Source organism: Saltatorellus ferox (genome assembly GCA_007751475.1).
GTDB lineage: Bacteria > Planctomycetota > UBA1135 > UBA1135.
Genome location: CP036434.1, coordinates 496,379 through 511,245, shown reverse-complemented (window position 1 = coordinate 511,245; position 14,867 = coordinate 496,379). Strand labels below are relative to the sequence as shown.

The following is a 14,867-nucleotide window of genomic DNA, read 5'->3' as shown; positions in this document are numbered from 1 at the left end:
CGGTCCCACTCGTACAAAGGTCGACATGGGGCGGAGTGCTCTGCCCCTCACCGACACACCAGAAGCCCACGAATCGACATGCTCGTAACCACGACCGCCCTTGGCCTGATGATGGCCCTCCCTTCGACTCTGTCTGCTGGCCGGACGATCCAGTCGCAGGAGGTACCACCTGCCGCGGAGAACGCGGAGAAGTCGGCGAAGGCCAGCGACGATCCGTTCCGCGACCTGCGGGTGGAAATAGCCGCCGCGCGCCTCGAGCTGTCGGAGCTGGGTGCTCCCCAGAAAGCTCTGGATCGAATCAACACCGCTACGAAGGCGCTCTTGCAGCTCAGACCCGTGGCCCCCGGTGCGGTTCGCTACTCCGCATGGATCGACGTGGCGACCGAACTCAGTACCCTTCACCGCAAGGCCGTAGAACTCGGCGCCACCGAAGCACCGGAGTCGAAGAACGATTGGATCCGCCTCGAGATGCTGGCCAGACCTTCCGCCCGCCCCTTCACCGAGCCTGCTGCGCCGCGCGACATCGACCAGGAGATCGAGCAGAACGCGGCGAACGGCAACTTAGAGTTCATCGCACAGATCGGTGAACGCGCGGTGCCGGGGGTCCTGAGCGCTCTCAGGAAATCGAGCAAGGACCACTACGCCGACATCACGGAAGATCCACTCTACATGCTGATGAGGATCGCCCCCGGCGCCGCCGACAGGTATGTGAGTGAGGTGCTGGCGTCGGGTCCGCCGAGCCTCTTCTGGGAGCTTCGCTTCGCGCGGGCCGTAGCCCTTGCGAGGCCCTTCGAGCGCCTGTCGGGCGACTCCCACATGGCGAGATACTGCGACGAGCTTCTCTTGAAGCCCGATCGCGTGAACTGGATCGCCCAGGCGATGCTGCCCTTCGCCGAGCGCCGCAGCTTCACGCCAGGCATGCGGGCGAAGATGCGGGAAGACATCGAGTCTGGCCTTCAATGGAACAGCGATGGACCGGCTATTTGGCTACGAGTGGGACAGCCACAGACGCAGATCCGGGACCTTGTTCTCGATGCGCTTGCTCTTCCCAGCTCTTCCAATAAAGAAATCGCCGCTCGGACGCTCTTGACCATGGCTTCGAATGAAGGCGTCTATGATGCCTCCCTTCGATGCAGCGTCGACCTCCGCAAGGAAGGTGTCGATTGGCTCAAGGAGCGGACCGTCTTCGTCACGACCACGGATCTTGCGGGAACCCACACCTCCAAGGTCAAGTGGACGCCCGAGTACGGCGAGGACGAGTCGAACTTCCTGTGCGCGCTTCTGCGCGACCCGGATGATCGCGTTCGCGCCTCCGTGCTGAGAGACCTCAGATCGATCGAGCGCGTCGCGTCCACCGTCGAACTCGCAGGCTGGCCCGAGTTCGGTATCGCCCAGGAGTCGATCAAGGTAGAGCGCTTCCCCATCGAGATCGGAAAGGACGTACTCGTGGAGCTGGGCCGCACCGCCGGCCCCTTCGAGTATGAGCACCTTTTCCGACTCGGAGCGGGCCTGGAGCACGATCAGGTCATGTCCTTGATCCAGGGGCTCAGGGAGTCGGACGACGAAAAGGCGATCGACACCGCGGTCGCCCTCGTGAGGTACCTCGACTGGTACGGAGAAACGAGTGCATGCGTCGCCCTGGCCTCGGCCTTGTTCCCATCGGCGGATGGAATGTCGAGGCTTTTCCACTCGGCAGAACGAAGGACACGCATCGAGACCGGCCTGCGGCATCGACAGGGCCTCGTGGCCCTGACGAAGTGGGCACTCGCATCGGAGTTCCCCGACCTCCTCCACCTCATCGCACATCGCAATGACCCACGCCCGCAGCTGGCCGCGTTGCCTCCCAAGCTCTGGGCTCGTTTCGCGGTCACCGTGGAAGAATACCTGCCGAGGGGTGAATCGGTGGTCCGGGAGCGAACGGACAGCGAGGCCAGAGCCGCCGCCGTCGATCTCGCTGCGTTCGATCCCGATCTTTCCGGGACGACGAGGCTGACCTTGCTGGAGGGCCCCGCGCCAGGCGACCTGGAAGTCGCTCAACGCGCGTTCTTGAGGCTGCTTCAGGAGAAAGTGTGGGACGCCAGCTTGAACCGAGACCAGGGGCCGCTGAGCCAGGACATTTCCGCTGCGCTCATCCGCCACTACTCCCTCGACTTCAGGCGTGACCTGAGCGGGGCCATCGCGACCGATGGAGCTTTCGGTCCAGAGCGGCTGGGACAGATCTACCTTCGCATCAGCGCGCTACCGATCACCCCGGAGATCGTCGAGTATGCCGCCACCCATACCGACGAGCTGCGCATGAAGAGCAGCCTGGTCGACGCGGTCGTGCTCTGGATGAGGTCGAATCCTTCAGAAGCGCGCATCGAGTGGATCGCGAGCCTCGTGGGAGACCCCGAGTTCGCCGACTCCGCGCTCGAAGCCATCGAAACGCTGCGCGACCCGGCGCTGCTCCCCCCGGTCGCGCGCCTCATCAAGGGTCCACCGACCGCCCCCCACTACGAAAGGGCCGTCCGAGCGCTCGAAAGCTACCTCACCGACGAGAGCGCCGAACTGCTACTGACCGCCGCTCGCACGACGCAAAGCGATGAAACGCGCATCTGGTGCCTGCAGCAGCTCGAGCGAATCGCCGCGCTCCAGGATGCGGAGAACCGCTGGGCCACGCGCCGCGTCCAGCAGGCCACCCGCGAGGTCACCGTCTCGAGACTCATGGGGCTGCTCCATGACGCCGACCAGGCCGTACGTATCGAGGCGATCCGGGGCCTCGGCACCTGGGAAGCCGTCGAGGCGATGCCCGAGCTCATCGGGCTACTGAAGGACACCGACCCGAGGATCGCCGCCGCCGCACGCGCAGCGCTCGACCGCCTGAACGAAACGCGCTGACCCCTCCCTGGGAAGAGTAGGCTCCTGATTTCACCCAGTAGGTCGAGGCGGATTCGCGCTGGATGACGCACTCTCAAGAGCGTCTCTCGCGCGTCCTCTCCTCTCTCCGTCATGAAATCAGGCCTTCTCCTTCTCCTCGTCGCAGGTGCGGTCGCCGCCCTGCTGTCCGCCTGGCTCTTCCTCGGAAACGATTCGACTTCGCCGGCAGCCGCCGAAGGACCGCTCGGGACGAACCGCGTCATGACGCTGTCTCCCTCCGAGGAGCCCGCGCTGGAGGCCGTCGAAGCGAGGCTCGAGGACAGCGCCGACGAGGCGACGGTCGACCGCCGGAGCCTTGTCACGAAGGGAGCCGGAGCTACAGCGGCCAGCGCCGAAGAAGAAGTCGTGGAAGCCGCCACAGGGCCCTACACCGGGAGGCTCGTCGACTCGCTCGGCCGCCCGATGGCGGGCGTCGAGGTCACGCTCGACACCTGGGAGAACGCGTCGCGCGACGCCGCGGGCGCGCTGCAGGTCGGCATGATGCGCAAGCGCAAGCCTGCCTCGACCACGACCGGCGACGACGGCCAGTTCGAGCTGGAGCCGCGCAAGTCGCTCGGTCGTAGTCTCGGGGTCACGACGGCGGTCGCTGGGTACTCGGATGGACCCATCCAGTGCGTCCTCGATCCCGAGAAGGGCAGGGCGCTTGGCGACGTCGTGCTCCAGCCTGCGGTCATCGTGAGTGGCTGGGTCCGCGATGGGGACGATCGTGCGGTCGCAGGCGCCCGGGTGCGCCGCGTCGATCGCAACGGCGACACGGGCAGCGAACTCATGGACGCGATCGGTTTCGGCGAACTCGTCGAGTCCGTTCGGACCGACGCCGACGGGCGCTTCGAACTCCCCCACGAATCCGAGGGACCGATCTCGCTTCTGGTCGACAGCGACGAGATCCTGCCGAAGCGCTGGGACGGGCCCACGAAGCGAGCGGGCGAGGTCCTGCAGGACATCGTGATCGAGGTCGAGCGCGCGGGCCAGATCCGCGGGTACGTCGCTGGCTACCCGAAGGACCGGCACCGCGGACAGGTCGCCGCCTTACTCATCGACGAAGCCGCCTCGGACGCCGAGACCAGCGGATTCTCGCAGCTGATGGCCGCCCAGCTCGCGCCCGCAGGCGATATCACGACGACCATCGAAGGCGACGGCTCGTTCACGCTCGCGGGCCTCGTTCCCGGAGCGAAGTACAGGATCCGCGCCATCACGAAGAACATGTTCACCCAGACGGTCGAGCTCTCCGACGCCGTCGACGCCCGTGCCGGCGGGGAACCGGCGACGCTCCAGTTCGACCCCGGCACCACCCTCACGTTCCAGGTCATCGATGCCAAAACGCTAGAGCCCATCGAGACCCTGACGGTCAGCGGCAAGTACGGCAGTCAGCCCGCTTATCTCCAGCTCACCGAGTCCGCAGAAGCGCCGCCCGATCGCTTTCCGAATGGCAAGGTCACGGCCTTCGAACTCCGCCCGAAGAGCGCACCCGCCAAGCTCACCCTCACCGTCGACGCACCGGGGTACTTCCGCACGCGGGACATCGTCGTCGACGTCCCCGAGTCGGGCACCGTCAACCTCGGCAAGGTCGCCCTCGACCCCGCGCCCCTCCTGAGGTTCCGCATCGTCGACGCCGCCACGAAGAAGCCGATCCGACGCGCGCGCGTGACGGTCGAACCCACGGCGCCGCCCACCTTCGACCTCGGGGGACGCCGCAGCCGCGGCGGCGAAGGCGCCACCGACGAGGAAAAGGAGAGCCAGGAGGCGGCCGAGGCCATGGTCTTCGGCGAGTACCGCGTCCGCTCGCGCGGGCGCTCGGACCGCGACGGGCGCTGTCCTCTGTCGATGGTCGAAGCGCCGAGCGTCACGCTGGAGGTCGAAGCGCGCGGCTACGCCGACCACGTCCAAGCACCGTTCTTCGCACCGGAGAACGACGAGAACGAGATCGTCATCGAACTCTTCGGAGGCGGTTCTCTGCAGGCGTTCGTGACCGACACCGAAAACGTTCCCGCCGCCGACGTGCGCGTCGAGTGCCAGAGAGACTCGGGCGAGCGTCTCGTGAGCCACGGGGAGAAGACGGACGAGAACGGGATCGCGGAGTTCGAGCACCTCGCTCCCGGCACATGGGAGGTCCGCGCGTTCCGCCGCGACGACTCGCTCTTCGCGGAGGGCGGCCGGGGCTCGGCGGCCCACCCCACGGAGTGGACCGAGATCCAGGTGCGAAGCGGCCAGCGACAGCGCGTTGACCTCGAAGTCCCCGCGGTCGGCGACCTGAAGGGTCTCGTCCTGCTCGGCAACCAGCCTTCGCCGGACGCTCGCGTCTCGCTCGCCTCACCGGAGAGCGTCGATCGCACGGAGCGAATGCTCGAGTTCCAGGATCGCTTCGCGGGCATGAACCCCGACACGACGACCGGAGTCACGGACTTCGAGGGGCGCTTCCTGCTCACCAGCATCATCCCCGGCGACTATGTGCTGCTCACACGTCATCCGGACCTCGCCATGGTCGTCCGCACCGAGGTGAAGGTGACCGTGGGCAAGAACTCGATGACCGTGCGGATTCCAGGAACGGCGCTCGTCGGACGCGTCGTCGATGACAACGGCGCGCCGATCGCGGGCGCGGCGGTCTCGGTGGAAAGACGATCCGATGGCGATGAAGCAGCCACGGAACGCTCTTTCGCCCGCAGCGTTCTGGGCTCCTCCGCCGGCGCCACCGCCACGACGGATGTGGACGGACGGTACCGGCTCATCGGAGTCAACGCCGACGCGGACCTGGCGGTCGTGGTCGAGGCCAAGGGCTACGCGGATGCGCGCGAGGAGCCGGTCCGAGCCATCGCCGATGACACGGTCTCCGTGCCTCCCATCTCGATGGAGCGCGCGGGAGCCATTCATATCACGAGCGACCCCGAGGGCGCCGCGTCCACGGTCAGCTTCGTCCGTGCCACCGCCGTTGCGGGTCGCGCGCTGGAGATGCGCGCCGCCCCCAAGATGGGCATCCTGCGCGCAGGCAACGCGCGTATCGACGGCCTGGTCGCCGGCACGTGGGAAGTCACGGTCCAGACGACGAGCACGACACCGGGAGAAGAGACTCAGATCAGCACCCTCGACCCGAAGAAGGTCGAGATCAAGCCAGGCGAAACGGCAGAACTCCGTCTGTAGCGCCGCCGCAGACAGCGGCCGGACTCAGCCGCACGCCAAACAGCGCTGCGGATTGACCAGGGGATCAGGACCCTTCGCTGATCAGCAGCACCGCGCCGCTCGTCGTCGCGATCAGCTTGCGCGTCATCTCGCTGAACGCGCGGCGGTTGCGATCGAGGCGCGACAGGCCGAGGATCAAGAAGTCGCACTCCAGGGACGCCTCCGCCAGCGCCGTCCCCACGTCGTCGGAGAGCCGCGTGCGAATCACGGACGGGGCCACCGCTTCCTCGCGCATCAGGTATTCGTAGGAGCGCTCGCGCCGCTCGCGAATGGCTGGCGTCGTGTCCGCTGGCAGGACCAGCAGATAGGTGACCTCCATCTCGGGCGCCGCGCGGTGGAACAGGCTGGCCAGGAGCCGCGCGCGGAGCGCGCTGTGGGCGCCGGTTCCGTGCACCGGCACGAGGACGCGGCGGATGCCCTCGGGCCGCCAGCCCGTCGGAATCCGCAGGAGCGCGACGTTGCAGGTCAAGCGACTCACGAGCGACTCGAGCTGGCCGCGCAGCTTCGCATCCGAGAGTTCGCTCATCCCGAGGAGCAGCGTCGCGCAGCGGTAGAGGCGCGCGACCCGCTCGATCTCCTCCAGCGGCTCGAGTCCCACCGTCGCGAGCGCCTCGGCGCGCGCACCCGCGCGAAGGGCGGCCCCCAGCGAATCGCGAAGCACGCCCGCGGATTGATCGAGGGACCGCGCCATCTCCTCGGGGGCGCGAGCCGAGAACGGCTTGACCACGTTGAGCATCAGTACGCGCCCGACGCGCGGCGGCGCGATGCACGCTCCCATCAGCGAGAGCGCGCCGGCGTTCGACGGATGAGACGTCGGAACGAGTACGAGCGGACTCCGACCGCGCAGCTCCAGAAGATCCGCGTCGACGGCCTCGGCGAGCGCGTCCTGGACGCGGGCGCGCGGGCCGAAGCGAAGCCCGTAGGCGATCCCGCCCAGGAGCAGCCAGACGAGCGCCACAAGCCCTGCGCGGGGCACGGCAAGGCTCTGGAAGATCGCCAGCCCGCCGCAGAGTGCCGCGCCGAAGAGCGGCAGCCAGGGCCAGAGCGGTACCCGAAAGCCCGTGTGCTTCGGCCTGCGGTGGCGCGCGACGACGCAGAGCACCTGCACGAGCGCGAACGTGCACAGGAAGATCAGACTGGACGCCGCGCCCGCGGCCGCCACGTCGCCGACGACCAGCATGAAGACGGCCGCGATGCCGGCCGTCACGAGGACGGCGATCGCGGGCGTGCCGCGGGCGGGATCGACGCGCTCCAGCGACGCGGGCAGCGTCCGATCGCGCGCCATCGCCTGGGCGATCCGCGACGCGGCGTAGACGTTCGCCAGCAACGCGGAGAACATCGAGAGGAGGCCCGCCGCGACGACCAGCCAGAAACCGGGCAGGCCGAGGTAGCGCTGGGCCGCGAGAGCGACCACGGTGTCGGGGTTCGCGGACGCGAGGGCCTGGATCGTCTCGCCGGGCGCGACCCCGAGCACGATGACCACCACGAGGAGCGGCACGTACACGATCAGCGCGACCCCGAGGGAGAGGAGCATCGCGCGCGGAAGCGTCTTCCGCGGGTCTTTCACCTCGCCTGCGACGGCGGCCACGAGGTCGAAGCCCTGGAGCGCGATGAAGGTGTAGCCCATCGCCTGGAAGAAGCCGCTGGCGCCGCCGGGGAAGAACGGCGTCATGCGCTCGACGGCGGGCGGCATGGTGCGCAGTCCCACCCAGGCGCCGCCGAGGATCAGCACGGCGAAGACGGCGACCTTGGCCACGCTGACGGCGCTTCCGCCGCCGCCCGTCGATCGAACGAGAACGAGCGCGCTCGCGAGGGTGGCGACGAGCGCCGTGAGGAGGAGCATCCCGCGCCCGGCGAGCCACTCCGGCGCTGCGACGCCGAAGGCCTCGAGCCCGCCCGCCAGGCCGTTCGCCACGAAGGTCGCCGTGCCGAGCGCGTACAGGACCGCCGCGATGATCGAGGCGAACCAGACGACCCAGCCCACGGCGAACGCGGGCCCCACCGCCAGCACGCGCTTGGCGAACGTGTAGGTGCCGCCCGACTGCGGGAAGGCCGTCGAAAGCTCGGCGAATGACAGCGCGGTGATGATGGCGATCACGCCGTTGGCCGTGAACGCCAGGAGAGCGCTGGGCCCCGTGACCGCGAGCGCCGAGCCCGCGAGGGCGAGGATCCCGCCGCCGACGATGGCGCCGACGCCGATGGCCGTCGCGCCGAAGAGACCAATGCTGCGCTGGGGCTCGACGGGGACGCTCATGCGCCGCAGGTTACGGGCAGAAGCTCACGTTCTGTGCACTGGAAAAGTTGAACGTGGCCGCGCCGCCGGTCGCCGTGTCGCGGTACCAGCCCTGGAAGATCCAGGTCGTGCCCGGAAGCAGGGCCGTGGCGCCGCTGGAGACCGGGTCGTTCTGGAAGTCGACGGTGTGGAAGGCCTGGCCGAGGTTGTCGAAGAAGCGAACCGTCACTCGCTGGATCGTCCCGCCCGCGCAGAGGGTGCCTTCGCCGAGTGCCACGCTGGAGGGCGCGCTTCCGTAGAAGAACAGCACGGGTGCGCCGACCGGACCGCTGCCGATCGAGAGCCCCAGGTCCTCGTCCGCCAGCGATGGCGATCCGAGGATCGAGAGGTCAGCTCCCGCGCCGACCGAGTTCGGACTGGCGACGCACTCGAGCGACGTCCAGACCTCGTTGATGCGGTAGGTCAGCTCCTGGGTCATGCGCGCCGCGCGGAATGTCTCGTCCCGGACCCAGGGGGTCTCGTCGACGACGCGCACGCTGACCTCCGCCATGCAGCCGCCAAGGCCCAGTGTTCCGAGATCCAGGGACATGCCGGTGGCCCCCGGGATCGGCGTTCCATCGAGCGACCACTGGATGCTGAGCGGCGCGCCTACCACGTTCATGGGGCTGACGACGAGCGTGTCGGCGTCGGTGTAGTCGAGGGCCGGATCGGACGCCGAATCGATCGGCTCGACCTTGCGGTAGATCTCCTTCAGCACCTGCTCGGCGCCGACGAGATTGAAGTTCCGGCCCAGGGCGCGCATGAGCGAATTGTTCGACGGGCGGTAGATCCCGGTGACGCTGTACTGCGCTCCCTCGAACGTTCCGATCGTGCCGTCGAAGCCGGATGCGCTGGCGCCGAGCCAGTTCGCCCACTTCTGGCCGTTGCTCGCCATGGTGGCGGCCTCGTAGGTCGAGACGTTCTGGCCGCTCGGCTCGCCGCCGGTCCAGTTGGTGGGGCCTCCGTAGGTGTACTCGTCGGCGAGGCGACCCAGGGAGTGCCCGAGTTCGTGCTTGACGATCTCCACCGCCGCGCTGTTGCCCCCCGAACTCGTCGCCAGGTTCGAGCTGAGGTAGCCGGCGCCGCCGTACTTGGTCGTGTTGGCGAGCGCGATGACCTGGTCGACGCTGGGCGCGTTGTTGGCGTAGGAGTACGCGGCGCCGACGCTGACGCAGAGCAGGCGCTCGATGCCGCTGCACCAGAACTGCATGTCGAGGGCCGTGTCGCGCAGGATGCCCTGGGACGGATCGTTGTCGACGCCCGACTCGTTCGAGATCACGTCGATGCGGTGCACCGCGAAGTAGTCGATGTAGCTCGTCAGCGGCTCGGTGCTGAAGAGGCCGCCGACGACGTTGTTGACGTGGTTCTGGTAGGTGCCGAGCTCCGACGCGGTGTAGCCGTCCCCCACGAAGACGAGGTCGACGCGGTTGTCGGCGCCGAGGAGCCGCTGGCCCGACGGGGCCACCTGGGCGAGGCCAGCCGCCTCACCGCGGAAGAGCGTCGTGACCGGCGCGGGGGTCACGGGCAGCTCGGAGAGGTTCTCCATGGCGGGCTGGAGCGTGGCTCCGCCGGTCAGCTCTCCGCGAAGGCCGGGACCATCGTAGAAGACCGTCTCGAAGCCCTCGGGCGCAGGCTCGTTCCAGCGAACGTGGCCCTGGGGCGAGTTCTGGAGGGCGACGGCTGCGGCGGCGGCGACGAGCGTCGGGCCTGCCACGGGGAGGATGAGGGCGCGCAGAGGGCGCTGCGTGAAACGAAAGGACATCGGGCGCTGGGTGGGAGAAGGGCCTCCGCGCGTCCCGGTTCTCGAAGGGCACCGGCGGAGGTACCTCAACGTGACGCACTCTAGGGCCCGGAGGTTCTCCTGATCCCGTTTTCTTGGGTTCCAGAGTTCCTGGAGCAAAGACGAGATCCGTGAGGGCCCGCGACAGCTTCTCACGCTTCGTCTCCGTTCAGGACTCCATCCACGGGGTCTCCTCCGGCCTCCAGTTCGTGCCTATCATGCTTTACGCGCCCCGTCCGTTGACTCTCCTCACGCTCGCCCTTGCAGTCTCGCCTGCGTGGAGCTCCCCCGTGGCACCGATGACCCAGGTGGGACAAGCCACGCCCCTGGCCCCGTTCATCGGCGAGCAGTTCGAGGGCTTCGAATCGCAGTCGACTCAGTTCGGCGGCCAGCACCCCCCCACCGGCGCACCGTGCCTCCTCGGAGGTGCCTTCGGCGGCACGGCGTCGATCTGCGCGACGAGTTTCCCCAACTTGATCCAGATCCACGACGCGACGCTCTCGCCCTACTGCGGCTCGATGCACCGCTCGGGCAACCGTCAGTTCGGTGCTTTCCTGTCCAGCTTCTCCCTGGTGATGGGCGCGGACCAGGTCGCGCTCGGCGGCTACTTCGCGTCGGACACGATCGATCCGCAGGTGCCCGACTCGCGCCTCTGGGAAGTCGTGTTCCTGGACGACCTCGGCATCGAACTCGATCGAAGGCTGCTGCAACTCCAGGGCCCGTGCGGCGCGTACGAATGGCACGGGTGGACGCTTCCCACGGGAACGCGCCGCCTCGACTTCGAGATCGTGACCACGTTCCGGTCGCTGCTCATCGATGACCTGATGATCTCCGCCGTGACCCCGATCGGCGACGCGCACTGCGAGTCCGAGGAGACGAGCCTGCGCGAACGAGGGTTTTGCTCGGCCACCGGTTCCACCTCGGCTGCCGCGAACCAGCTCCGGCTCCGCGCGTGGCAGCTGCCCGAGAACACGTTCGGCTTCTTCCTCACCAGTCGCGGCGCCGGCATGGTGCCGGCGGCGGGCGGAAGCGCGGGAACGCTCTGCCTGGGCGGAGCGATTGGCCGCTACGTCGGGCCAGGTCAGATCAAGAACTCGGGCACGGCGCGCGCGTTCGAGCTGGACCTCGACCTCGCGGCGATGCCCCAGCCGAACGGGGCGGTGCCGGTCGTCGCGGGGGAAACCTGGCACTTCCAGGCGTGGTTCCGAGACGTCGAGCCCGGGCCCGCGATGACCCCGACGTCGAACTTCACGGGCGGCCTGCGCATCACGTTCGACTGAGTCGCGATGCCCGCCGCTCGTGCACGAGGCCGTGTAGCAACGTGGGACGCCGCGGAGAACTTCGGCAGATAGTCCCAAGCCGTCGCATCACCGCGACGTTGGAGAGCCGACGTGGGTGAAGCGGCACTTCAGCTGCTCCCGGAGACCGTCGAGGCAAACATGAAGAACGAGCGCGAGCTGAAGATCGAAGAGCCCTGTCCCATGCGCTGGGCGGAATTGCTGGGAGCTGGATCCCGGCGCTACTGCGGCCAGTGCGCGCTGCACGTGGTGGACGGCTCGGCCATGACGAAGGCCGCAGCGAAGAGGCTGGTGGAGGACTCCAGCGAACGCGTCTGCATGCGCGTCGAACTCGACGAAGGCGGGCGGCCGGTTTACCTTCCGGAAACCTCTTCGCAGGGCAAGAGGCTGGCAGGCCTGGGGCTGGTGGTCGCCTCTGGCATGCTCGTGGCGTGCACCGACGACGCACCCTCGGCGACGCACCCGGACCCGGAGCCCGGTCCAACGTCCTCGAATTCAGACCTCGTCGACGAGCCGCTGGCGCGGCCACCCGAGATCATGGGCGAGGTTTGCTATCCGCCCGAGCCGGTCGATGAAGGGCACCTGAGCCAGCGACCGGAGGCCATGGGCAAGATGGTCGTCGGCCCTGTCGAAGAGTCGGGCGTCGCGCCGAAGAGTCCCGCCGAGGACGAGTAACCTTTGGCGGTGCTGCCACGCTCTGGGGATGGCTTCCGCCGGTCCCTGCTATCCTCCAGGCCATGAAGCTCACCCAGCCACGCGGTCTTGCCGCTGCGATTTTTCTGACGACCGTCGTCCTCCTTGCTGCCGCCTGTGCCTCACCCGCGCCAGCGCCCGCGGCGGCTTCCGCGGCGGCTCCCGACCATGACTCGGCCGTTCCGCCCGTTTGGGCCGTCGGCGCGGACCGTCTTCTCGAGCTCGATCCGGACGCCAAGATCCCCACCAACATCCTGCCCATGTACGGCCAGACGGATCGCAGCCAATGGCTGGTTTCTGCCGCGGACAAGCAGTTCATCGCCCAGACGTCGGCCGCATTCGGCGGCCGCGAGTCCGCGAGCGAGGTCTACGCGCAGAAGGGTCTGAAGTTTTACCTCGAGGATCAGTACGAAATGGCGATGAAGCGTCTCAATCAGGCGTGGCTCCTCGATGAGACGAACCCCGATGTGTTCTATGGCTTCGCGTGCGTTTACCAGGACCACCAGAACTACCTGGAGGCCGGGGACTTTGCGGCCACGTCGATCGAGCTGGGCCAGGAGCACCCCGTGCGAATGGCCGACTGCGCGTTCCTGATCGCAGCGCAAGCGGGCGCGCGGGTACCGACGGAAGGAGTCCCCTCCCAGGCCGAGATCGTGCGAATCCAGGATCAGCTGCGTCCCCTCTTCGCTCGAGCACTGGCGACCGCCGCCCCTTCCGACCGCGGCTACGTTCAACTGCAGGCATTCAAGACCCAGGTCAACGTCGCCGACTACGAGGAAGCCTGGCGCTCCGCGGACGCTCTCGAAGGAATGGGCGAGAAGGTTCCTGACACGTACCGCGCGACGCTGGAGAAGCACTCCCCGTCCGGCCAGCGCTGAACCTTTCTATCCCCCCTTTGGCGGTACCGTGGCGGTACCGCGGTACCGAGCCTGGCCCAAAGCCGCCACGTTCCGACTTGGTGGAACCGCCAGTTTGCACTTCTTTTCCGTTCAGTTGAAGGTCGCCTCCACCGCGTCCGTCGTGTTGAATCCGCTCGCTGCACCAGGGTCCCGGAACACCGCTTGGATCGTCCAGCTGGAGCCCACGGCCCAGGCTCCCGCGCCTTGGCTCAAGGTGGAGTCACCCCAGTCCACGCTCTTGGTCAACGATCCGTTGCTCCCGATCCGCACGGGCCCGCCGTAGCGAACGGCCGACTGGGGGTCGATGCAGAGCACGCCGTCGCCGAAGGGCACGGGGGGCGCACGATGGCCGTAAAGAAGCAGCGCCACGCTATCCGGAATCGCTTCTTCCACGTGCACCTCGAGACCGCGCGTGCCCACCGAGATGGCGTCGTAGAAGTAGATCCGCGCGGCGGCACCGAGCGATTGCGGAACGCTGTCGCAGACATGCTCCACGTCGCCGGGCTCGCCCGCGAGGATGATCACTCGACCCGAGAGAACGCCGCCAAAGCCGGCGCGAGAGTTCGTCACCGCCCAGTCGTCGTAGCCGTCACCGTCCACGTCGGATAGCGTTGTGGCGGAGTCGATGAAGAGATCGCTGTGCACGGGATGGCTCAGCTCCAGTTCTCCTCCATGAATCTGAGGACGAACGCGGGCCAGGATCTGGCCCGTGCGGCCAGAGATGGCGATGCCAGAGTGAAAGCAGAAGGGGTCACCTCCCGTCGCGACCACGTCGTTGATCCCATCCCCATTGAGATCGTGGCCCCCACCCAGGGACTGACCCAGGAACTCGCGACAGGATTCCGGAGAGAGCTCCGGGCGACCGGTCACCTCGTGAATGGTCGACAGATCGGCTCCGGAAATCATCCTGATCAGCCCGACCCCTCCATTCGAAGCCGGAATCAAGACGTTGTGAGCTGAGACGGCGAAGTCGGGAATCTGATCGCCGTTGATATCACCGAGGCCAATGGGCTCGAATCCGTAGACGCCGCCGCAGCCGTTGGGGAAGACGCACGTGGAGCCGAGAAGCGCCCCTGTCCGCCCGGAGTGGAGATCCACCACCCCCGTTGAGCCCCATCCAAGGACGAAGTCGTCGGCCCCATCCATGTCGATGTCGCCCACTCCGCCTGCGCCGAGGCCAGAATCTTCGCTACCTGGAATCGCGTACGCGAACTGCCCGGAAGGGCCCAGGAAGACACGTTGCTCGAAGAATGTCGAGACAATCAAGTCAGCGTACCCGTCGCCGTTCACATCACCTGGCGCGCCGAGGAAGTGCCCGAAGCAACAAGCAGGATACGTGACCCGAGTGATCTCGCTGCCGGTCCTACCGTCGAGGACAAAGACCTCGCTGAGCCCTCCGACTCCTGGACATCCAACAGCAACATCGTCGAATCCATCGCCATCGAAGTCACCGAGAACAACTGACTCTGCCGTCCGGCAAGTCCCGACGACATTGCCGATGGTGTTGACAGCTTGAGTCCATAGCGGGACGAAGCTTTGGCTGGAGAATGCCACCACATGGCTCCCGGCGAACGCCGCCGCTGAGGATCCATACATGAAGATGTCGTCCTTCCCGTCCCCGTCGACGTCATCCATGGAACCCGGTCGGTACAAGGTCATCGACGGCGCGCCGTCGATGATCCGAATGATCCGCTGGGCGAATGCATGCTGCGTTCCAAGAGCCAGAGCCCAGAGGCAGCCCACAGCCAGTGTCCGGGTGAGCGTTGACGCTGTTACAGGAATCATGATCGTGTTCTTCATCTGTCACTGTCCTGGTGCGGGTGCGGACGTGCCGG

General features: G+C 67.4%; 8 protein-coding genes. 5 read left to right on the top strand and 3 right to left on the bottom strand.

Annotation, left to right across the window (positions count from 1 at the left end):
- Window positions 1-78 precede the first annotated feature (78 nt).
- Both Poly30_RS01865 and Poly30_RS01860 read left to right on the top strand, forming a co-directional pair.
- Window positions 79-2,877: a HEAT repeat domain-containing protein gene (locus Poly30_RS01865; protein ID WP_145194324.1), complete on the top strand. Its 2,799-nt coding sequence runs from the start codon at window positions 79-81 to the stop codon at window positions 2,875-2,877.
- Window positions 2,878-2,988: 111 nt separating this feature from the next.
- Complete coding sequence (locus Poly30_RS01860) at window positions 2,989-6,051, top strand: carboxypeptidase-like regulatory domain-containing protein (RefSeq protein WP_145194323.1); 3,063 nt, start codon at window positions 2,989-2,991, stop codon at window positions 6,049-6,051.
- A gap of 64 nt (window positions 6,052-6,115) precedes the next feature.
- Here Poly30_RS01860 and Poly30_RS01855 read toward each other — a convergent pair whose 3' ends face one another.
- Entirely contained in the window at window positions 6,116-8,344 is a 2,229-nt protein-coding gene (locus Poly30_RS01855; protein ID WP_145194322.1) for an APC family permease, read from the bottom strand.
- 10 nt (window positions 8,345-8,354) lie between these two features.
- A complete protein-coding gene (locus tag Poly30_RS01850; protein WP_145194321.1) occupies window positions 8,355-10,124 on the bottom strand; it encodes a M64 family metallopeptidase in 1,770 nt (589 codons plus the stop codon).
- A 236-nt stretch (window positions 10,125-10,360) separates the two neighbouring features.
- Here Poly30_RS01850 and Poly30_RS01845 point away from each other — a divergent pair, with 236 nt between their 5' ends.
- From Poly30_RS01845 to Poly30_RS01835, 3 genes are all read left to right on the top strand, one after another.
- A complete protein-coding gene (locus Poly30_RS01845; protein ID WP_145194320.1) occupies window positions 10,361-11,422 on the top strand; it encodes a hypothetical protein in 1,062 nt (353 codons plus the stop codon).
- Between the two features lie 111 nt (window positions 11,423-11,533).
- Entirely contained in the window at window positions 11,534-12,115 is a 582-nt protein-coding gene (locus Poly30_RS01840) for a hypothetical protein (protein ID WP_145194319.1), read from the top strand.
- A 62-nt stretch (window positions 12,116-12,177) separates the two neighbouring features.
- Entirely contained in the window at window positions 12,178-13,011 is an 834-nt protein-coding gene (locus tag Poly30_RS01835) for a hypothetical protein (RefSeq protein ID WP_145194318.1), read from the top strand.
- A 111-nt stretch (window positions 13,012-13,122) separates the two neighbouring features.
- Here the strand turns inward: Poly30_RS01835 and Poly30_RS01830 are convergent, their stop codons facing one another.
- Window positions 13,123-14,667 (bottom strand): FG-GAP repeat domain-containing protein, encoded by a 1,545-nt coding sequence (locus Poly30_RS01830; protein ID WP_419191396.1) that lies wholly within the window; start codon window positions 14,665-14,667, stop codon window positions 13,123-13,125.
- Window positions 14,668-14,867: the final 200 nt, after the last annotated feature.